This is a genomic window from Spirosoma aureum, from assembly GCF_011604685.1.
In the GTDB taxonomy this organism is placed as follows: domain Bacteria; phylum Bacteroidota; class Bacteroidia; order Cytophagales; family Spirosomataceae; genus Spirosoma; species Spirosoma aureum.
The window spans coordinates 8,691,940-8,710,954 of record NZ_CP050063.1 but is presented as its reverse complement, the minus strand read 5'-3'; the positions used below and the strand labels follow the sequence as shown (position 1 = coordinate 8,710,954).

Annotated in this window: 17 protein-coding genes; 12 read left to right on the top strand and 5 right to left on the bottom strand. The window is 47.9% G+C overall.

Annotation, left to right across the window (positions count from 1 at the left end; all coding sequences use genetic code 11):
- Nucleotides 1-41 precede the first annotated feature (41 nt).
- The 11 genes from murD to G8759_RS34835 all read left to right on the top strand — a co-directional run bounded on the left by murD (nucleotide 42) and on the right by G8759_RS34835 (nucleotide 12,656).
- Entirely contained in the window at nucleotides 42-1,394 is a 1,353-nt protein-coding gene (gene murD, locus G8759_RS34885; RefSeq protein ID WP_167218337.1) for a UDP-N-acetylmuramoyl-L-alanine--D-glutamate ligase, read from the top strand.
- 39 nt (nucleotides 1,395-1,433) lie between these two features.
- Nucleotides 1,434-2,555, top strand: coding sequence for an FtsW/RodA/SpoVE family cell cycle protein (locus G8759_RS34880; protein WP_167218335.1), 1,122 nt, complete (start codon nucleotides 1,434-1,436; stop codon nucleotides 2,553-2,555).
- An 86-nt stretch (nucleotides 2,556-2,641) separates the two neighbouring features.
- Nucleotides 2,642-3,733, top strand: coding sequence for an undecaprenyldiphospho-muramoylpentapeptide beta-N-acetylglucosaminyltransferase (murG, locus tag G8759_RS34875; protein WP_167218333.1), 1,092 nt, complete (start codon nucleotides 2,642-2,644; stop codon nucleotides 3,731-3,733).
- A 64-nt stretch (nucleotides 3,734-3,797) separates the two neighbouring features.
- Nucleotides 3,798-5,183, top strand: a complete 1,386-nt coding sequence (gene murC, locus G8759_RS34870; protein ID WP_167218331.1) for a UDP-N-acetylmuramate--L-alanine ligase — start codon at nucleotides 3,798-3,800, stop codon at nucleotides 5,181-5,183.
- 37 nt (nucleotides 5,184-5,220) lie between these two features.
- Entirely contained in the window at nucleotides 5,221-5,994 is a 774-nt protein-coding gene (locus tag G8759_RS34865) for a cell division protein FtsQ/DivIB (RefSeq protein WP_167218329.1), read from the top strand.
- A complete protein-coding gene (gene ftsA / locus G8759_RS34860; protein ID WP_197933072.1) occupies nucleotides 5,991-7,382 on the top strand; it encodes a cell division protein FtsA in 1,392 nt (463 codons plus the stop codon). The genes G8759_RS34865 and ftsA overlap by 4 nt, the downstream gene beginning before the upstream one ends.
- Nucleotides 7,383-7,468: 86 nt before the next feature.
- Nucleotides 7,469-8,920, top strand: a complete 1,452-nt coding sequence (gene ftsZ / locus G8759_RS34855) for a cell division protein FtsZ (protein WP_167218327.1) — start codon at nucleotides 7,469-7,471, stop codon at nucleotides 8,918-8,920.
- 90 nt (nucleotides 8,921-9,010) lie between these two features.
- Nucleotides 9,011-9,709 carry a DNA alkylation repair protein gene (locus G8759_RS34850; RefSeq protein WP_167218325.1) on the top strand — a complete coding sequence of 233 codons (699 nt, stop codon included), beginning with the start codon at nucleotides 9,011-9,013 and terminating at the stop codon, nucleotides 9,707-9,709.
- A gap of 104 nt (nucleotides 9,710-9,813) precedes the next feature.
- Complete coding sequence (gene accD / locus G8759_RS34845) at nucleotides 9,814-10,656, top strand: acetyl-CoA carboxylase, carboxyltransferase subunit beta (protein WP_167218323.1); 843 nt, start codon at nucleotides 9,814-9,816, stop codon at nucleotides 10,654-10,656.
- Nucleotides 10,657-10,725: 69 nt separating this feature from the next.
- Nucleotides 10,726-11,703, top strand: a complete 978-nt coding sequence (locus G8759_RS34840) for a radical SAM protein (RefSeq protein ID WP_167218321.1) — start codon at nucleotides 10,726-10,728, stop codon at nucleotides 11,701-11,703.
- A gap of 137 nt (nucleotides 11,704-11,840) precedes the next feature.
- A complete protein-coding gene (locus G8759_RS34835; RefSeq protein WP_167218319.1) occupies nucleotides 11,841-12,656 on the top strand; it encodes an enoyl-CoA hydratase/isomerase family protein in 816 nt (271 codons plus the stop codon).
- 17 nt (nucleotides 12,657-12,673) lie between these two features.
- Here G8759_RS34835 and G8759_RS34830 read toward each other — a convergent pair whose 3' ends face one another.
- The 5 genes from G8759_RS34830 to G8759_RS34810 all read right to left on the bottom strand — a co-directional run bounded on the left by G8759_RS34830 (nucleotide 12,674) and on the right by G8759_RS34810 (nucleotide 17,441).
- Nucleotides 12,674-13,129: a nuclear transport factor 2 family protein gene (locus G8759_RS34830; RefSeq protein ID WP_162388735.1), complete on the bottom strand. Its 456-nt coding sequence runs from the start codon at nucleotides 13,127-13,129 to the stop codon at nucleotides 12,674-12,676.
- An 80-nt stretch (nucleotides 13,130-13,209) separates the two neighbouring features.
- Nucleotides 13,210-14,550 (bottom strand): xylose isomerase, encoded by a 1,341-nt coding sequence (gene xylA, locus G8759_RS34825; protein WP_167218317.1) that lies wholly within the window; start codon nucleotides 14,548-14,550, stop codon nucleotides 13,210-13,212.
- A 144-nt stretch (nucleotides 14,551-14,694) separates the two neighbouring features.
- Nucleotides 14,695-15,156 (bottom strand): hypothetical protein, encoded by a 462-nt coding sequence (locus G8759_RS34820; protein WP_167218315.1) that lies wholly within the window; start codon nucleotides 15,154-15,156, stop codon nucleotides 14,695-14,697.
- 21 nt (nucleotides 15,157-15,177) lie between these two features.
- Entirely contained in the window at nucleotides 15,178-15,921 is a 744-nt protein-coding gene (locus G8759_RS34815) for a hypothetical protein (protein ID WP_167218313.1), read from the bottom strand.
- A 35-nt stretch (nucleotides 15,922-15,956) separates the two neighbouring features.
- Nucleotides 15,957-17,441: a xylulokinase gene (locus G8759_RS34810; RefSeq protein WP_167218311.1), complete on the bottom strand. Its 1,485-nt coding sequence runs from the start codon at nucleotides 17,439-17,441 to the stop codon at nucleotides 15,957-15,959.
- A 466-nt stretch (nucleotides 17,442-17,907) separates the two neighbouring features.
- Between G8759_RS34810 and G8759_RS34805 the strand changes: the two genes are divergently transcribed.
- Entirely contained in the window at nucleotides 17,908-18,903 is a 996-nt protein-coding gene (locus G8759_RS34805) for a bifunctional heptose 7-phosphate kinase/heptose 1-phosphate adenyltransferase (RefSeq protein ID WP_167218309.1), read from the top strand.
- Nucleotides 18,904-19,015 lie beyond the last annotated feature (112 nt).

The window sequence follows — 19,015 nt, the reverse complement described above, 5'->3', positions numbered from 1 at the left end:
TTCTTCATTTATGCGTTATTTTGCCAATCGTTTGATTGACTATGGTAACGAAGAAAATTGCAATTCTGGGTGGTGGTGAAAGCGGTGTAGGGGCAGCTTTGCTGGCTCAGGCAAAAGGTTTTGAGGTTTTTTTGTCAGATAAAGGAGCTTTGAAGGAAAGCTACAGGGCAACCTTGCGAGCCGCTAATATTTCATTTGAAGAAGGAAAGCATACTGAAGAACATATTCTTGATGCTGTTGAAGTAATTAAAAGCCCAGGTATTCCGGAAACGGTGCCATTAGTGCTGAAGTTGAAAGCGCAGCAAACACCTGTTATTTCGGAAATTGAATTTGCTGCCCGTTACACGAAAGCAAATCTAATTGGTATTACGGGTAGTAATGGAAAAACGACAACGACACTCCTGATTTATCATCTCCTCAAAAGCGCCGGGATTAATGTTGGGCTGGCAGGTAATGTGGGTGATAGTTTTGCCGCCCAGGTAATCGATGATTCATTCGATTATTACGTGCTGGAGCTAAGTAGTTTTCAACTGGATGATATGTATGATACGCACCTCGATGTGATGGTGCTGCTCAACATTACGCCTGATCATCTTGATCGGTATAACTATAATTTTCAGAACTACACTGATTCAAAATTCCGGATTATTCAGAACGCCCGGCCGGAGGACACATTTATCTATTTTCAGGAAAGTTTACCCATTCAGAACGAACTTGAAAAGCGCAGTCCGGTTGTAAACCAACTACCAATTTCACTCGAAACCTCGGTGACTCCCGGTGGCTATCTGACAAATGGAGAGTTAGTAGCAACCTATGGTTCGTCGGTTTTTCGACTGGCCATGGCTGACACGACCCTTCGTGGACCGCATAATGCCATTAATACGTTGGCTGCTGTGCTGGCCGCTCAGTCAGTAGGTATTGACAATGAGTCTATAATAGAAGGGCTTAAAACATTTCAAAATGCAGCTCATCGACTCGAACCGGCCGGAACCGTCAATGGCGTTCAGTTTATTAATGACTCCAAAGCAACGAATGTCGATTCGGTATTTTATGCCTTATCAAGTATGGAGGTTCCAACCATCTGGATTGCGGGAGGGCAGGATAAAGGGAATGACTATAGCCAACTCGACGAAGTTGTACGCCAGAAAGTAAAAGCACTGATTTGTTTAGGGATTGATAACCACAAATTAGTAAGTTACTTCGGCAATAAAGTCCCCACGATCTACGAAACCCAGAGTGTGACAGACGCAGTGGCAAAAGGCCTCGAATGGGGGCAACCGGGCGATGCAGTTTTACTCTCACCAGCCTGCGCCAGTTTTGATTTGTTTAAAAATTATGAAGATCGCGGTAATCAATTCAAAGCTGCCGTTAAGAACTTAATGATGAATACGTAAATGCACAATCATTCATCACTCCAAATTCATCCGTAAAACATGGCCCTTCGCGACTGGATTCGAACTCATCTTAAAGGCGACCGCCAAATCTGGTGGATTGTCCTCTATTTATCCATTATGAGCGTGCTGGTTGTGTATAGCGCAACCGGCACAAAGGCATTCCGGGAGTTAGACGGTAATACCGAGATTTTTTTGCTTAAACACGGATCTCTCTTAATGCTGGGCCTGGTTTGTACCTATTTCGCTCACCGGATCAACTACATTTATTATGCCCGGTTGGCTAAATTTGGGTTGTGGTTATCTATCCCATTGCTTCTATGGGCGTTCTTCAAAGGATCGGCCCTGAATGATGCGTCGCGTTGGGTTACAATTCCCATTATTAACCAGACCTTTCAGCCATCAGATTTGGCGAAACTGGCTCTGATCTCTAGTCTTGCGGCCATGCTGGCAAAGCGGCAGCGGTTCATGAGCGATCCCAGTGTGTTGATCAACATGATTTTCTGGATTGCGCTTATTTGCTCGTTAATCGTACTCTCTAATACATCAACAGCCCTCTTATTAGGCGCAACCTGCTTTCTGCTCATGTATATCGGTCGGGTTCCGGTTCGGTACCTGGCTATCATGGTAGGGGCCTGCATTGTATTTGGTGGAATCGGATTATACCTGGGGCAACGGTTTGGAACAGCTACAAACCGGATTAAAAGCTTTATGGATTCCGATACTGTACTCTATCAGGTCGAACAATCTTACATCGCGCTCGCCAATGGTGGGCTAACAGGCCAGGGCCCCGGTAACAGCCACCAGCGAAACACGCTGCCAAACCCCTTCTCCGACTTTATTTATGCCATTATCGTTGAAGAGTATGGCCTCTTGCTGGGAGGTATTCCAGTTGTGCTGGCGTATATCTGGTTTCTCTGGCGAGGCATTAAAGCAATTCAAAAAACAACGCGACCGTTTGGCGGACTTCTGTCCGCAGGCTTAACGTTCAGTATTGTTTTTCAGGCCTTTGCCAGTATATGTGTTGCCATTGGTCTAGCCCCCGTAACAGGTCAGCCGTTACCCTTACTCAGTATGGGAGGTACCTCCTTGATATTTACTGGCCTAGCCATTGGCATTGTGTTGAGCGTCAGCCGCGATGAAGCCGATGAAAGTAAAATATAAGTAGTCGGTTTTGGGGTTACTATTGGCAACTCAGAAGGTATAAGAGGTGTCGCCTATCGTAAGCCAAAAACTGCAAACTGAATACTATGAGAATAATTATCAGCGGGGGCGGAACAGGCGGACACATTTATCCGGCTATTGCCATTGCCAACGAATTGAAAGCAATAGATCCCGCTACCGAGATTTTGTTTGTAGGAGCCGAAGGGAAGATGGAGATGGAGAAAGTTCCACGAGCCGGCTATAAGATCGTAGGCTTACCTGTTGTCGGTATCAAGCGTGAACTGACGCTGGCTAACCTGGCTTTCCCGTTCAAGCTAGGCCAGAGTTTCCTGCGTGCGCAGCAAATCGTCCGCGATTTTCGCCCCGATGCAGCTGTTGGTGTTGGTGGCTATGCCAGCGGCCCTTTACTACTGGCGGCATCAATGAAAGGAATTCCAACGCTTATTCAGGAGCAGAATTCCTATGCAGGGCTAACCAACAAAGCACTGGCACGGTGGGCAAAACGAATTTGCGTTGCCTATCCGGGTATGGATGCTTTTTTTCCGGCTGACAAAATTAAATTGACTGGTAATCCGGTGCGTAGCGATATTCAATATGCCGACCAGCAAATCGATGCCGGACGTATATTATTTAGCCTGGAATCTACCCGACCAACACTGTTGGTTATCGGCGGTAGCCAGGGCGCGCGAACCCTAAATGAAAGTCTGGAAGCAGGTCTTCAGCGATTTGTTGATGCAGGTGTTCAGGTCGTTTGGCAAACAGGTCCTGCTTTCATCGAACGGGCACGAACGGCCATTGCAGCCACCGGATCGCCACTGATCAAAGCCTACGATTTTATTTATGAGATGGATAAAGCCTACGCCATTGCTGATGCGGTGGTGTCAAGAGCGGGTGCATTGTCTGTATCAGAACTTTGTTTGGTAGGCAGACCGGCTATTCTGGTACCTTTGCCCACGGCTGCTGAAGACCACCAGACAAAAAACGCAATGAGTCTGGTGGAACAGAATGCGGCCTTACTGGTCAATGACCGCACTGCTCGCGGAGAACTCATAACGGCAGCCTTGAATTTATTGAACAATCCAGTGCAACGGCAACAACTAAGTACAGAAATTAAGACACTGGCTAAACCAAATGCTGCCCGTGACATTGCAGAAGAAGTAATAAAACTTACCAAATAAGGGGAGTGGCAATATAGAAAAGGAAGCAATAACCCTTTCTATATTTCCTTTCCGCACGTATAGAATGACATTAGATCAGTTTAAGTACATTTATTTTCTTGGTATTGGCGGCATCGGTATGAGTGCGCTGGCCCGCTGGTTCGGCGTGAACGGGTATGAAGTAGCCGGTTATGACAAAACGCCTACTGCGCTGACGAACGCGCTACAAACCGAAGGTATGGCCATCCATTTTTTGGAAGATGTTGAGCAGATACCTGTTTCGTTCCGCCAAAACCCGGACGAGACGCTTGTCATCTATACGCCAGCCGTGCCAAAAACGCATCAGGAGTACATCTACCTGACCGAAAATGGCTTCACCTTACAGAAACGGTCGCAGGTACTGGGCTTGTTGGCGGGTCAGATGAAAACTGTTGGGGTAGCAGGAACGCATGGTAAAACGACAACGTCGTCGATGGTGGCTCATATCCTGCGTCATTCGGGCGTAAATTGTGCTGCTTTTCTGGGAGGAATCACCAATAACTATGGTACGAATTTTCTGCTCAATGAACCGGCCAGTGACCTTCGCTCGGTTGTTTGCGTGGTTGAAGCGGATGAGTTCGACCGCTCATTTCTGACACTGTTTCCGCATCTGGCAATTGTTACCTCTACCGATGCCGACCATCTGGACATCTACGGTGCGCATGATGCTGTGCTTGAATCATTTGGCAAATTTGTTGGTCAGATTGAGCCGGACGGAATGTTGTTCATGAAAAAAGGGCTATCGTTAGCTGATAAAACAAAAGCAACGGTTCGGCAGTATTCTCTTCAGGAAGGCGATTACTATAGCCAGAATCTGAAGATCGAAAATGCATCGTTTATCTTCGATTTAGTGCATCCCGAGGGCGTTATTTCTGGTATTGAACTGATCGTGCCAGGATTCCATAATGTGGAGAATGCTGTAGCAGCTGGCGCTGTGGCGCTCAAGTTGGGGGTATCGTCAGAGGCTATTCGAGATGCGCTGAACAGTTATTTAGGGGTTCGCAGGCGGTTCGAGTATGTGCTTAAAACGGATGAGGCTGTTTTGATCGATGATTATGCTCACCATCCGGAGGAAGTTAAAGCCTTTTTATCATCGGTTAAAGCATTGTATCCGGATCGCGAGCTGACAGCGATATTTCAGCCACATTTATTCAGTCGAACCCGCGATTTTGCTGCTGGTTTCGCCGAAAGTTTGTCATTGGCCGATAATGTGATCCTGCTGGATATTTATCCCGCTCGCGAATTACCGATCGAAGGTGTGTCCTCAGAATTGATTTTTCGCGATATTCGGTCTAAAAATAAACGATCAAGTACCAAAGCCGACCTACTCGACGTTGTGCGGGAAATGAAGCCTCCGTTACTTGTTACTATTGGTGCTGGAGATATTGATCAAATGTTACCAGCCTTGAAAAGTGTCTTAAAAGACCAATAGATAAAAATATCTGGATAACGACTTAGCTTATACACAGATGTTTTCTACCTTTAAATCAATCAAGAAGTGGTTGTTCGCAATCGGAGGGCTTTTTGTTCTATTTATCTTGATTGCTTTTACCGAAATTCGGCATAAGCAGAAACGAGTTAAAGCGGTTGTTGTTCATATCGATCAGGTCGATGGACATTCTTTCCTGACACGACGGGATGTTACAGGTTATCTGACCAATGGCGGAGCAGATCCGGTTATCGGTAAAGAATACACGGAGATTGACTTCCATCAATTGGAAGAGCGGTTGCGGCAACATGGTTTAGTCAGAGATTGTCAGGTTTTTCGTGATCTCACGGGCGACCTGCTCGTCTCGATCGAACAACCTCGGCCAGTAGCCCGTTTGATGGCTTCGGGTGAGGGCGTCCGAACGGTATCGGGACAATATGTAAGCGAAGAAGGACGGTTTTTTCCAGTTTCGATGAATTATTCGGCCCGCGTACCTATGTTAACAGGCAAATATTTTGCCAAAAATCGTTCGCTGGCGAGCGAACGGAATCGGCCCCTGCTGGAATTGCTGAAACGAGTCCATGACGATCCGTTTTGGCGAGCTCAAATCGCTGAATTATCAGTAGATGAGCAGGGGGAGGTGATAATGTGGCCGCAGATGGGCAACCACCAGATTGAAGTAGGACCACCAACCGATCTGGAGGCCAAGCTGAAGAAACTGAAATTATTTTATACGGACGTTCTACCGGCAAAAGGGTGGGACCGATACCGCAGGGTGAGCGTCCAATACAGAAATCAAATCGTGTGCGAATGACGACGACAAGCATTGGCGACAAAATTGTAGTAGGCCTTGACATCGGTAGCACAAAAGTATGTGCAGTGGCAGGCCGGGTAGTCCGAAATAACAAAGATCAGGAAACGCTCGAAGTGCTGGGCGTTGGAGAAACACCACTGGCAGATGGTGTTACCAAGGGATCGGTGGTGAATGTTAATAATACGGTGAGTGCTATTCGGCGGGCTGTAGCAGAAGCATCGAACCAATCGAATCTGAATATCCACCTGGTTAATGTAAGCTTTAGTGGAGCTCATGTTTTATCTGTCAAATCGAGCGGCAGCATCACTCGTTCGTCGTCGGGCGATGAAATTCAGGTTGAGGATATTGATCACCTGCTTAGCGATATGTATCGCACATCGATTCCGGCCGATAAAGAGATCATTCATGTGCTGCCAATGGATTTTGTGGTCGATGGCGAAACAAACGTCAATCAGCCCGTTGGTCGGAATGGCGTTAAACTTGGTGCTGATTTTCAGTTGATTACGGCTCAAGCAAATGCGGCCCGGAATGTTCGCAAGTGCATCATGCGGAATAATCTTCAGCAGGAAACAATGATGCTGTCCCCTCTGGCATCGGGGCTGGCAGTACTGACTGATGAAGAGAAAGATGCTGGTGTTGCGCTGGTCGATATTGGAGGAGGAACTACCGAACTGGCTATTTATTATCGGGGCGTATTACGGCATGTTGCGGTATTCCCCTGGGCAGGTAATAGCCTGACTGCCGATATTCAGTCGGGTTGTAAAATCATGCCTGACCAGGCCGAACAACTGAAAAAACGGTTCGGTAATGCTGATCCATCTGAATACAACATTAATGAAGTGGTGGCTGTGCCTGGTTTGAGTAATCGCAAACCGAAAGATGTTCTGCTAAAGAATGTAGCCGTCATAATTGAAGACCGGTTGCGTGAAATTGCAGCTCTGGTGCAGGCTGAGGTCATTCGGGCCGGGTATGAAGGTAAATTGCTGGCCGGTATTGTGCTGACTGGTGGAACTGCTCTTGTGCCAGGTGTTGAACATATTTTCAGCCGTGTAACCGGTACAGAAGCAAAGGTTGGCTATCCAGAACATCTGGAACCCAACGGGCGGGCCGATTTAGTGGGTGATCCCGCTTATGCGACTGCCGTTGGTCTGGTATGGGCAGGCTATAAAACTATAGACAACCGCATCTCGTTCATCAGCGATCCGGCTCGGGCAGCATATATCGAAGAACAAACACCTGCACCTGTTCGGCCACCTTATCACAATCCAGTACTAAGCGGTCGTGATAAACCACTCGAGAAAGAACCGCCTAAAAAGGAAAAAGGATTCTTGAGTTGGCTTAAGGAAGCGCTACAGCCAATTCGGGGTAGCGAAACCGACCCTTATTAGCGGGTTAGGGCTCAACCGGTGTCAGGCCGGTTTAATCGTATACAGGCAGTTTTGTTAATTTACACAAAAAGACACCACCGAATAAGATGCTTAGTCAGGGCTATAGATTCGAAATACCAGACGATAATCCAACAATAATCAAGGTTGTGGGCGTAGGAGGCATGGGAGGTAATGCCGTCAAGCATATGTACAACCTGGAAATGAAGGATGTAAACTTTGCTGTTTGTAACACGGACCGGCAGGCGCTTATGAGTAACCCTGTGCCAACCAAGTTACAACTGGGCGATGGGCTGGGCGCGGGAACGGAGGCTAAGGCTGGTGAAGATGCTGCTCGTGCTAGTATCGAAGAAATTCGAAACCTGCTGGCTCCGCCTACCAAGATGGTGTTCATCACGGCGGGTATGGGTGGTGGTACGGGTACGGGTGCCGCTCCCGTAGTGGCCGAAGTGGCCCGCGAAATGGGATTGTTAACGGTAGCCGTTGTAACCGCCCCCTACTACTTCGAAGGCACAGATAAGAAAGAGCAGGCTCGTGAAGGTATTGAGAAGCTTAAGAAAAGTTGTGACACCGTGCTGGTTGTTCTGAACGATAAGCTGGCCGAATTGTATAGCGAACTTACTTGGACGGATGCCTACGCTCATGCTGATGATGTATTGGCTAACGCGGTGAAAAGTATCGCTGAAATCATCACAACACAAGGTGATATCAACGCGGATTTTGCCGATGTTAAGAAAGTCCTTGAAGGAGCCGGTCAGTCAGTGATGGGATCTGCCGAAGCGGGTGGCGAAGATCGGGCGCTTAATGCTATTGAAGCAGCCTTGAATTCTCCCTTGCTCAATGACCATGACATTCGCGGAGCGAAACGTATTCTGCTTACGATTTCGTCGAGCCGGGAACATGCCATGAAGCTGAAAGAGCAAATGGCTATCTCAGAACACGTTGCCAAGAAGATTCAGGCCGAAGCCCGAATGTTTAAATTTGGCGCTATTACGGATAAAAACCTGGGCGATAGTTTGCGGGTAACAATTATTGCGGCTGGTTTCGATAGTACGAATGCACTGATGGAGCAGCTTAAAGGACCAACGAGTCCTGAAGCTGAGCAGCAGCCTGAAGTGGAAGAAGTTTCGGAGCCTGACACAACACTTGTCGATGTTCTGGATCAGGAGTTGCCAGCAGACGAATTAGTGCCTGTTGAGAGCGAACCCGAGGAAACTACACCTGAACCGGTAGGGATTACCACAAAAGTTGATGAACGTCAATTGACGCCTACAGGGCTCAATGGGGCAACTATCGTTCGCCCTGAACCGATAAATGGCTTCCGGCCAACCCATGATGACAATGGGGGTACGCTGGTTATGGATGACGAAGAACGGCATGATGATGCTGACCTGATTAAACGCACAATTGACGCGTTTGTTAAAGGGCAGTATTCGGCTTCTGATCTTGATCGCCCAGCGTTCGAACGGAACAAAACCGTGCTTTACTCAACACCGATGTTGCCCGAAAATGAATTCGTGCGCTCGAAGTTGAATGATTAAGCAATCTTATCTTTATACAAAAAAGGGCTTCCATCAGGAAAGCCCTTTTTCTTTGCAATAATTAACCAAAACAGCGAAAGGCAAGAGCCTGTGACCTATACGGACGTAAAAACTAACTTACTGGCCCATGCTGACCCCGAACGGGCAAAAACTTTGGCGTGGTTTTTTAAAACCAAGCCCGGTCAATATGGAGAGGGCGATCAATTTCTGGGGCTTTCTATGCCGCAGCAACACAGTATAGCCAAACAATACCTGCGTCTTCCAATGGATGATGTCGAACAATTACTCCGTGAACCATTTCACGAAATGCGGATGACCGGGCTCTTGATCTGGGTCTATCAGGCCAGAAAAACAAGTTCGATAGAACAGGAAGTCCTGATGGATCGATATGTGGCGAATCGACGTTACATCAACAACTGGGATCTGGTTGATGTCACTTGCCCGCATCTTGTTGGTCGGCCCTTGCTCCAGAATGATCGGTCTGTCTTGTATGAACTGGCTCAGGAAGATCATTTGTGGAGTCAGCGGATTGCTATTGTTTCGACAATGGCTTTCATTCGGGCGGGTCAGTTTGCCGACACATTTGCTATTTCGGAGGCTTTATTGGCCCATAAACACGATCTGATTCACAAAGCAGTGGGCTGGATGCTACGTGAAGTTGGTAAGCGTAATGTAGATGCACTGGAGGAATTTTTGCACGATCATGTTCATCAAATGCCTCGTACGGCACTACGCTATGCCATCGAAAAATTTGAGCCAGCCCGACGAAAGTATTATCTGACCTTATAGATGGGAGATTGGTCAATGGTCTTCGTATCTTTACGCCCCATATTGGCACTGTCAACTAAAAACCGGCCTGTCTGACAGCAGGCTATCAACTGTAAACTTAGACTATGTCTTGGTTCGTCCGAAAAGATAAGGGTATTCAAACCCCGACCGAAATGAAACGGGAGGCTCCCGACGGTCTGTGGTATCAATGCCCAAACTGCAAAAAAGCAATGCATACCCGTGAGCATAAGCTCAATGCATACACCTGTGTTCATTGTAATTATCACGAAAAAATTGGCTCAGAGGCCTATTTTTCTATCCTGTTCGATGATAACGAATTCACCGAACTCGATGCGAATATGACGTCTGCTGATCCACTGAAATTTGTCGACACAAAAGCCTATCCGGATCGGGTAAAGTCAACGATCGCCAAAACGGGGCTGAAAGATGCTGTTCGGACGGCCTATGGCCCAATGAATGGTAGTACGGTAACGATGGCGGTCATGGATTTTAACTTTATTGGCGGTTCGATGGGATCGGTCGTTGGCGAAAAAATTGCCCGCGCCATCGATTATGCCATTAAAAATAAGACGCCTTTCCTGATGATATCCCGATCGGGTGGTGCGAGGATGATGGAAGCTGGTTTTTCGCTCATGCAAATGGCCAAGACGTCCGCTAAACTAGCCCTGTTATCGGAAGCTAAAATACCTTACGTGTCGCTACTGACAGATCCTACAACAGGTGGTGTTACTGCGTCCTATGCGATGCTTGGCGATTTTAATATTGCCGAGCCAGAAGCGTTAATTGGTTTTGCCGGGCCGCGTGTTATTCGCGAAACCATCGGTAAAGATCTGCCCAAAGGTTTCCAAAGCGCTGAGTTTGTTCTGGATCATGGCTTTCTCGATTTTATCGTTGATCGGAAAGATTTGAAAGATAAATTGACGAACCTGTTCAGAATGCTTCAATAGCGTGGAGCGAGGAGCTCGGGGCAGAACGAGTTATTCCGCCCCGTGCCCCATGTTCCTCGCTCTCTGCTTATGCGCCTTGTCTCCCATCCGGTTTTATGTAATTACTATGTGACGTACCGCTGTAACGCCACGTGTAGTTTTTGTGATATATGGGAGCGGCCTTCACCTTACGTTACGCTGGATAACGTGCGTGACAATCTGCGTGATCTGAAGAAACTGGGCGTCCGGGTAGTTGATTTTACAGGTGGCGAACCTTTGCTTCACCGCCAGTTACCCGAACTACTCCAGGAAGCGAAGCGGCTTGGTTTCATCACAACTGTAACGACCAACGCCCTTCTGTATCCAAAATACGCCGATCGGTTGCGGGGATTGGTCGACATGCTCCATTTCTCGCTCGATTCGCCCGTGGCTGAAGAGCACGATCAGTCGCGGGGAGTGCGGTGTTTCGACAAGGTGATGGAGTCGATTGTCCTGGCTCGTCAACTGGGTGAACGTCCTGATATTCTATTCACCGTATTTGATCGGAACATTCAGCAAATCAGGCAGATGCACGAGGAAATTTGCCTGCCAAACGATCTGGTGCTAATCCTGAATCCTGTTTTTGACTATAATGCGGTTGAAACCGGTTCCCGTTTGTCTGATCAGGCGCTGAGCGAGTTATCGTGGTGGGGCAAACAGAAAAACGTTTACCTCAATGAAGCGTTTATCCAGCTTCGACTCGATGGGGGCAACCATATTGAGGCCCCTATCTGTAAAGCGGCCAGCACAACGATCGTTATTTCTCCTGAAAATAAATTAGTGCTGCCCTGTTATCACTTAGGTCTGAAAGACTTCGCCATTGATGGTCGTTTGCATGACCTGTACCGTTCCGACGAAGTTCAGAAGTTAGTAGCGCTGGAAGGCCGATTACCTGACTGTGAGGGTTGTGTGATTAACTGCTATATGCAGCCGTCATTTGCCGTTGAGATGAATAAATACTGGTGGAAGGCTTTGCCCAGCACACTCAAATACAACTGGGTAAAAGGTACCTGGAAACAATTAGTCTAGCTATTTTTCAGGATCTTTTGGATCATCGATTGCCTATCAACGTCGGCTTGCAGTAGATAAACTCCGGGCAAGACTCCCATTTCAATGGCTAAGTAACAGGCATAAAATCGTAAACGGTAATTCACTACTTTTCGCCCATGTTTTACACCGTCGATCAAACCGCTCAACTACCTGTCAACGGCTTTCGTTATCTACTGACATCGCTCGATGACCATGTGCTGACGATAACGCTTAACCGGCCAGAAAAGAAGAATGCCCTGAACCCGGCTATGCTGAACGAACTGGCTTTTGCGCTTACCCATGCCCATCATAATACAGCCGTTTGGCTAGTTGTTCTGGCGGCTGCAGGCGACACGTTTTGCGCCGGTATGGATCTGAAAGCGTTATCGGTGGGAGAGGTGGAACAGGCTACTGTGCCTGAACCGTCGGAGCCGATTCGGTTAGGAGAGCTACTGGCCGACCTGCACAAGCCATGCATTGCCTGCATACAGGGACCTGTTTATGCGGGTGGTTTTTTGCTCGTTGGCGGCAGTACATATGCGATTGCGGCTGAATCGGCTACGTTTAGTTTGCCGGAAGTTAAGCGCGGATTATTCCCGTTTCAGGTACTGGCTGTTCTGCTTGAGATTATGCCTGCCCGAACGGCTATCGATTTGTGTTTACGGGCCCGAATACTGTCGGCTTCGGATGCGCAGGCGTTGGGTCTGGTAACTCATCTAGTGCCATTCCCTGGATTGGACGCTGCAACTAAAGAATTGACCCATGAGCTGAAGCAGTTCTCTCCAACGGCTATGCAGTTTGGCCTGCGAGCTTATCAGCAACTAAAAAACCTGCCGTCGAATGAACAGCAGGCCTATCTGTACGAGCAATTTCAGCAGCTTCAGCAGACTCCCGATGCCAGAGAAGGAATGGCTGCTTTTCTGGAAAAACGAAAGCCCAACTGGCAGATGTAGGCTCGCTATGAATCGGTCTACGGACAGCCCTGCTTTCTTCGGGTGTCGATAATGTTCTGAATTTTCCAGATGCCTGCCATTTTTACCAGTGTAAACGCATTGACTCCGCAGTGACTTTGCTGCCCATTGTAGTAAAACGAGTAGGGCGTCCAGGCGGTGGCCAGCTCACCATCAATTTTGATATCCATGCCGGATAGCCGCTCATCCAGAGCGCCGGGTTTTGCCTTCCCGACCGATGATATAAATTTACCAATAGCGTCGTCCTGTACGGATACTTCGCCCTGCTTATTGACAACCGTTTGTAAGCGGGCACCCGGTGTAAAGATGAGCTTTATCATTGTCGAGTCGGCTTTTTTCATACCCTCAAACAATTGATTGACAGAAGCCCGAACAGCCGCTTCATCAGTACTGGATGTTTGGGCGATGGCCGGACAAAAAGCAAGGGTTATCAGAAGTAGCAGTACAATTTTCATAGGACGAAAGATAGAGTCATCATTTTGGAATAAGCTGTGCCACGGTTTGGAACCGTGGCACAGCTTATTCCAAAACCTGGTTAAATATACTGATTAAGAATCATTTCGTATAGCTCCTGCTTGCCGCTGAGCTGTTTAGGCTCGCCATTGGCCAGGGCATACGCCCGCAGGTCGTCCAGAGTTAGCTCGCCCTTTTCAAAACGAGCACCCTCCCCGCTGTCGTAGCTTGCATACCGATCGGCCCGCAACTGCTTGTATTTTGACTTGCCCAGAATGGCTTCGGCGGCAATTGCTGCACGCGCAAACGTGTCCATACCGCCAATGTGAGCAATAAAAATATCCTCCAGATCCGTCGAATTTCGGCGGGTCTTGGCGTCAAAATTTACGCCACCTGATTTTAAACCACCTGCTTCCAGAATCACCAGCATGGCTTCGGTCAATTCATACACATCCACCGGAAACTGATCGGTATCCCAGCCATTCTGGTAGTCACCCCGGTTAGCGTCAATCGATCCGAGCATGTTGTTGTCAGCGGCTACCTGCAACTCGTGTGCGAAGGTATGGCTGGCTAAGGTGGCATGGTTTGTCTCGATGTTCAACTCAAAATCATCCTGCAGGCCAAAACGGTTCAAAAAGCCTACGACCGTGGCTGCATCAAAGTCATATTGGTGTTTCGTGGGCTCCATCGGTTTAGGCTCGATGTAAAAAGCACCTTTGAAGCCCTGCTTACGGGCATAGTCGCGGCTGATTTGCAGGAATTTGCCCAGGTGCTCCTGCTCCCGTTTCATATTGGTATTGAGCAGAGACATGTAGCCTTCACGACCACCCCAGAACGTGTAACCCCGGCCACCCAGCTCAATCGTTGCGTCGATAGCGTTCTTCACCTGCCAGCCTCCGTGCGCCAGTACATGAAAGTCTGGATTGGTCGAAGCACCATTCATGTAGCGTTCATGAGAGAACAGATTGGCAGTACCCCAGAGCAGTTTAACGCCACTCGCGGCTTGTTTCTGTTTGGCATAATCGACAATGGCACGGAAGTTCTTCTCGAAATCAGCATTGGAGTTGCCTTCGGGAGCCACATCGACATCGTGGAAACAGTAGTATTCCATGCCGATTTTGGTGATAAACTCAAAGGCTGCATCCATTTTGTCGTGGGCAGCTGCGAGTCGATCCGCGTTCTGGTCCCAGGGAAAGTGTTTAACGCCGGGGCCAAACGGATCAGCGCCAGTTCCGCAGAAGGTATGCCAGTAGGCGGTAGCAAATCGGAACAAATCCTTCATGGGTGTTCCGAGGATGGGCCGGTTAGCGTCGTAAAATTTGAAGGCTAGTGGGTTGTCGGATTCGCGACCTTCGTACTGGACTGGTTTTTCCAGAAATGGGAAATACGTTTTTTCGCCAAGGGTTAATTTTGTACCAGACATACTTATAGGGTTTTGAAACAAATAAAGTCCCAAAGGTCAGTAGCTCTTGGGACTATAGCAACTATAGGAAGACTGGACTTTCAGGTTTCTTATTTACGCGCTAAATCCAGATATTGGTAGAAATTAATACTCGACTAATGTGCTTTATTCGTCAGAGGTTTTGCTCTTTCCGGCGTCGGTCATGGCACGGCTGGGCTGACGTGTCATTTTTTTGATATACTCAACCCGGCGGAAACGTAATGCACTCCAGTCATTGTCAATCGCGATCATCCGAACACTTTCAAAACCGAGTTTACCCAGTGTGGTCCAACCGGTGTCCCGATTGAAGTCACATGTATACTTTTTCGATGAGCCTTTCGGGTAAGCGAACCATAGCAGGCCATCGCCCTGAATTTTTTGCGCTACCAGTTCGCTGATTTGATCAACTTCCTGCTGCGTTTTTACAAAGGCAATGAGGAAACCACCCTCCCGAATTTCCTCCGGATTCGTAATGATAGCGCCGAATGGCCGCATCGTATCAACAACGGCCGCAAACTCTTCAGGAGCGTTGATGACCGTAATTTCGGGCTGGGATTTATAGTTGAGTTTAGCAAAGGTGGGGTGCATGACGATGTTCGGGAATGATGACTACTCAGTAGGCAGGTTTATATAAAATCCGTCTGGTTTTTTGAAGGATACGGGCAAGGTATATGTACCATTGAACTGAGAAAATACCTGATCGCGGGGGAGTATTTGCACATCTGAAGCCCAAAACTTTGTATCGATGTGAAACTCACTTTTAAAGTCTTTATCGGTAGAAAGCGTTAGATAATTCCGAAACGTGAGCGGAGATTGGGGCGCAGGGTACTTATAGTTGCTTATAACGACTGGTTTTTTACGACCAGGATTCCACGTCGGTTTTTCTTCTATAAGTTCCGGTGTTCCGGGCAGGCTTAATATTCCGTTTGGGTATACGACAAATTGCTGTTTACTGACCTTCGTTTGAGGAGGGATAAACGTAATTTGTTCCTCTTTGGAGACTGTGCCCTGAATGGAAGAGATGGAATAACGGCTATATCGAGAACCATAAGTAGACTCTGTCAAATCAATACTGGCGACATCGTGCCAATAATCCAGTTTTTCCTGCCCAATGATAAATGATGAGCGTTTCCAGTCAACGTATAAAGGTTGATTTAATTTATTGACCAGTGAAATATTCATTTGCCCACGTTCGCTCGAAAAACTATAACGCAGTGTCAGCGTGTCATTGTCCAGCACTAAACCTTCCTTGTCGGGTTGGACATTTGAGCCCCGTAGCGTAACAACTTGGATCTTAGGAGTACAGCTTGACACAACAGCAATAAGCAAGACAAAGAAAGCCGACAATTTCATAAATAGTATTTTTATGTTACGGTGAAAAACAACTATTAATCATTTTGATGTAATACCTCCAGCCATCGTTCATACGTATCGCGGTAGGCTTCCTGCGCCCGCATGTCTGGCTCGATGGTGCGGACAACGTGCAAACCGGCAAAGGCTTCAGTGGCATTTTTATAATAACCCAATCCTATACCGGCTCCGCGGGCTGCGCCTTGTGCGCCATCGGTGTTGTAAAGTTCGATAGACGCACCGGTCAGGTTGGCGAGTGTGTCGCGGAAAAGAGGACTCAGGAACATATTGGCCTCACCCGCTCTGATCGTTTGCAAACCCACACCAACGCTCTCCATGATCTGGATGCCATAATATAACGCAAATACTATCCCTTCCTGAGCGGCACGGATGAAATGCGGTAAACCATGCCGGGTTAATTGCAGACCATGAAATGAAGCGCCTAAATCGGCGTTTTCAAGAATACGTTCGGCTCCATTGCCAAAAGGCAGGCATAGTAACCCGTCAGCGCCGATGGGGGCTTCATGAGCCAGAACATTCATCTCATCGTAACCAATGCTGCGACGTAATACCTGGTTGCGTAGCCAACTGTTGAGAATGCCAGTTCCGTTAACGCACATCAACACACCATAACGGGGTGTCTGGGCCGTGTGGCTGACGTGCAAAAAGGTGTTGACCCGCGATTTTGAATCGTAGCTAATCTGGTCGCTGACGCCATAAACGACACCTGAGGTCCCGGCAGTGGCCGCAATCTGACCTGGCTCCAATACGTTCAGCGAGAAGGCATTGTTGGGTTGATCGCCAGCGCGATAGGTAATGGGCGTTCCGGCAGAGAGACCAAGCTCGGCTGCTGCCGACGCACTTAACTCACCCTGCGGAGCAAAGGTTGGTTTGATCGTTGGAATTAGACCTGAATCGAAGCCAAAATAATCGAGTAAGAATTTGGCTGGCTGATCGTCCTGAAAATCCCAGAACACGCCTTCCGACAGGCCCGAAGCCGTTGTTACAATATCACCAGTCATACGGGCCGCCAGATAATCGCCAGGAAGCATAAATTTATGCATCTGAGCGTATACATCGGGTTCATGAGCTTTCACCCAGGCGAGCTTGGCCGCCGTGAAGTTGCCGGGTGAATTGAGTAGATGTTGAAGGGTACGATCATGGCCAAGATCATCGAACGCACGATTGCCAAAAGGAACCGCCCGGCTGTCGCACCAGATGATGGATGGGCGTAGAACCGTAAAGTCTTTGTCGACAACAACCAGTCCGTGCATCTGGTAAGAAATACCGATGGCTTTTACGTCGCCGGGTTGAACATTGGCTTTTTTCAGAACAGCTTTACTGGCCAGACAGGCGTTTTTCCACCAGTTTTCGGGTTGTTGTTCGGCGAAACCCGGCTGAGGAGCTTCGATTGCCATTTCGGTTTCAGGAAAAAAAGCAGAAGCAACGGCAGTACCGCTTTCGGCATTAACTAAACACGCTTTAACGGACGAACTGCCCAGGTCGAAGCCAAGGAAATACATAAGGTATGTGATTGAGAGGGCTTATCTAATTTGTTTTGTAGTTGGTGAACAATCGCCTATCCAACTCTCGCACAACAAAGATTGCCAATGAGTTTATTTCTTAAAGGTTCTTGTCTGGATTATTTCTAATATCCTGCTAAAATAATCCTCAGGAAGCATTTGACAGTGAGGAATGGCATTGAGTCTGGTTCTATTTTTAGTGAGGTACGTTGCATAGCAATGAGCCGACAGTGGAACGGGAAAGCCAGGTAAGTCAGTGGTATAAACTGTGTTTTTTGTGAAAACGTCTCTTTAATAAAAGCTCAATATACTTTTTTCGTATCGTTCAGGCAAAGCGCGTTTTGGGAGGCAAGTTTTATTGAAAGATGCAGCAGCGAGGCTCCGCTTCCTCAATCTACCAGACTCCGTTCGAAAATCACTGCTGCTTTTCGTTTCTTTGTATCCTGAAACAAGATGATTTGCGCCTATGAGTCCGGTCCTGGATATGACCATTGACGAACTGTTCGACCAATTCGATAAACTGCGCGTCCTGATTATAGGCGATGTAATGCTCGATTCTTATGTGTGGGGGCATGTTGAGCGCATTTCGCCCGAAGCGCCTGTGCCTGTTGTAACCGTCGACCGGCGCGAACTTCGGCTCGGGGGAGCCGGTAATGTGTTACTGAACGTACAGGCATTAGGCGCCGAAGCGATCATCTGTTCGGTCATTGGAACCGACGAACCCGGTGACCGACTGATTGGGCAACTCAATGAACGAAAGCTTAACTGCGATGGACTCATCCGTAGTAACGACCGAATTACAACGATTAAAGAGCGTATTATTGCCAGCTCTCAACAGGTCGTGCGGGTCGATACAGAGACCGATAGATACATCACCAGCGAGGAACGGAATCAGTTGATCGCCAAGGCTAAAGAGCTGATCCCAACCTGTCATGTTATTATTTTTGAGGATTACGATAAAGGGGTATTGAGTAAAGAAGCCATCGCTGAAATCACTGACTTTGCCAATGAGCAGGGAGTGCCCACGGTGGTTGATCCGAAAAAGCGAAACTTCCTGTCCTACCAAAACACGACCCTGTTTAAGCCCAACCTGAAAGAACTACGCGAAGGATTGAAACTTGAATTCGATGTAGATAATGCCGAAGAGTTTCAGGCGGCTGTCGAAGAATTAAAAGACAGACTTAATGTAAAGGGAGCCTTAATTACGCTTTCTGAGCGAGGTGTATTTATTGATTTCAACGGCGAAAAACGCCAGTTGCCAGCGCACATTCGTAAGATTGCCGACGTGTCGGGAGCGGGCGATACGGTCATCAGTATTGCCGCCTGCTGTGTGGCTTTGAAGCAATCGGCCAGTATTATTGCCGGATTGTCGAATCTGGGCGGTGGACTGGTTTGTGAATCAGTAGGTGTTGTACCGATTGATAAGGCCCAATTGAAAGAAGAAGCAAAAGAGAGCTTATAATGTAAAGGCTTTCGCTTCGAGCCGTGCCACGGGATCCTACTTGTGATAACCACCGTCCGCAGTTGCGGTGGCAAGGCTCGAAGCGAAAGGCCTGAATGTAAGTTGTCCAAGA

What these genes read in the sequence shown, in the direction of transcription:
- G8759_RS34810 (WP_167218311.1), bottom strand. Translation starts at nt 17,441, where the DNA reads ATGTATTTCCTTGGCTTCGACCTGGGCAGTTCGTCCGTTAAAGCGTGT.
- G8759_RS34840 (WP_167218321.1), top strand. Translation starts at nt 10,726, where the DNA reads ATGCGCCTTGTCTCCCATCCGGTTTTATGTAATTACTATGTGACGTAC.
- murC (WP_167218331.1), top strand. Translation starts at nt 3,798, where the DNA reads ATGACATTAGATCAGTTTAAGTACATTTATTTTCTTGGTATTGGCGGC.
- G8759_RS34865 (WP_167218329.1), top strand. Translation starts at nt 5,221, where the DNA reads ATGTTTTCTACCTTTAAATCAATCAAGAAGTGGTTGTTCGCAATCGGA.
- G8759_RS34835 (WP_167218319.1), top strand. Translation starts at nt 11,841, where the DNA reads ATGTTTTACACCGTCGATCAAACCGCTCAACTACCTGTCAACGGCTTT.
- ftsZ (WP_167218327.1), top strand. Translation starts at nt 7,469, where the DNA reads ATGCTTAGTCAGGGCTATAGATTCGAAATACCAGACGATAATCCAACA.
- xylA (WP_167218317.1), bottom strand. Translation starts at nt 14,550, where the DNA reads ATGTCTGGTACAAAATTAACCCTTGGCGAAAAAACGTATTTCCCATTT.
- G8759_RS34880 (WP_167218335.1), top strand. Translation starts at nt 1,434, where the DNA reads ATGGCCCTTCGCGACTGGATTCGAACTCATCTTAAAGGCGACCGCCAA.
- G8759_RS34805 (WP_167218309.1), top strand. Translation starts at nt 17,908, where the DNA reads ATGAGTCCGGTCCTGGATATGACCATTGACGAACTGTTCGACCAATTC.
- G8759_RS34820 (WP_167218315.1), bottom strand. Translation starts at nt 15,156, where the DNA reads ATGCACCCCACCTTTGCTAAACTCAACTATAAATCCCAGCCCGAAATT.
- G8759_RS34830 (WP_162388735.1), bottom strand. Translation starts at nt 13,129, where the DNA reads ATGAAAATTGTACTGCTACTTCTGATAACCCTTGCTTTTTGTCCGGCC.
- ftsA (WP_197933072.1), top strand. Translation starts at nt 5,991, where the DNA reads ATGACGACGACAAGCATTGGCGACAAAATTGTAGTAGGCCTTGACATC.
- accD (WP_167218323.1), top strand. Translation starts at nt 9,814, where the DNA reads ATGTCTTGGTTCGTCCGAAAAGATAAGGGTATTCAAACCCCGACCGAA.
- G8759_RS34815 (WP_167218313.1), bottom strand. Translation starts at nt 15,921, where the DNA reads ATGAAATTGTCGGCTTTCTTTGTCTTGCTTATTGCTGTTGTGTCAAGC.
- murD (WP_167218337.1), top strand. Translation starts at nt 42, where the DNA reads ATGGTAACGAAGAAAATTGCAATTCTGGGTGGTGGTGAAAGCGGTGTA.
- murG (WP_167218333.1), top strand. Translation starts at nt 2,642, where the DNA reads ATGAGAATAATTATCAGCGGGGGCGGAACAGGCGGACACATTTATCCG.